Annotated in this window: 2 protein-coding genes; one reads left to right on the forward strand and one right to left on the reverse strand. The window is 74.7% G+C overall.

The annotated features are described in order from the left end of the window. Positions 1-165, reverse strand: a 165-nt coding sequence (locus E4P40_RS29455) for a HisA/HisF-related TIM barrel protein (RefSeq protein WP_280790670.1), incomplete at its 3' end; no start/stop codon positions are given. 62 nt (positions 166-227) lie between these two features. Here E4P40_RS29455 and E4P40_RS27765 point away from each other — a divergent pair. Further along, a partial coding sequence (locus E4P40_RS27765) for a nitroreductase family protein (RefSeq protein WP_135161497.1) occupies positions 228-748 on the forward strand: 521 nt, incomplete at its 3' end.

The raw sequence follows: 748 nt of genomic DNA on the forward strand, positions 1-748 counted from the left end.
GTCGAGGTCGACCAGGTGGACCCATTCCGCGCCGTCCCGTTGCCACTGCACCGCCGCGTCGAGCGGGTCGCCGTAGGACGTCTCGCTCCCGGCCTCCCCCTGCACCAGGCGGACGGCCTGACCGTCGGCGACGTCGACGGCGGGGAGCAGCTGCAGCTTCGGCACGGCGACCAGCCTAGGGAGGGGCTGCGCGGCGTCCGGCGCAGCCCTCCGGCAGGGTGGCTCCCGTGGAGTTCGCGAGCGTCGTCCGCCGCCGGCACATGGTCCGGGACTACGACCCCGACCGACCGGTGCCCCCCCAGGTCCGCGACCGGCTGCTCGAGCACGCCGTCCGGGCGCCGTCGGCCGGGTTCAGCCAGGGCTGGGCGTTCCTGGTGCTGGAGTCGGCCGAGGAGCGAGACCTGTTCTGGTCCGTCACCACGGACGACGGCGCCCCGGACGGCTGGCTGACCCGGATGCGCCGGGCACCGCTGCTGGTCGTCCCGCTGTCGAACAAGTCCGCGTACCTCGACCGCTACGCCGAGCCGGACAAGGGCTGGACCGACCGCGACGAGAGCCGCTGGCCGGTGCCGTACTGGGACGTCGACGCGGGGATGGCCTCGCTGCTGATGCTGCTCACCGCCGTCGACGAGGGGCTGGGCGCCTGCTTCTTCGGCGTCCCCGGGGAGCGGGTGGCGGGGTTCCGCGAGGCCTTCGGCGTGCCTCCGGAGTACCGGCCGGTCGGCTGCGTGTCCGTCGGCTACCCCGG

The organism is Blastococcus sp. CT_GayMR20 (assembly GCF_004570345.1).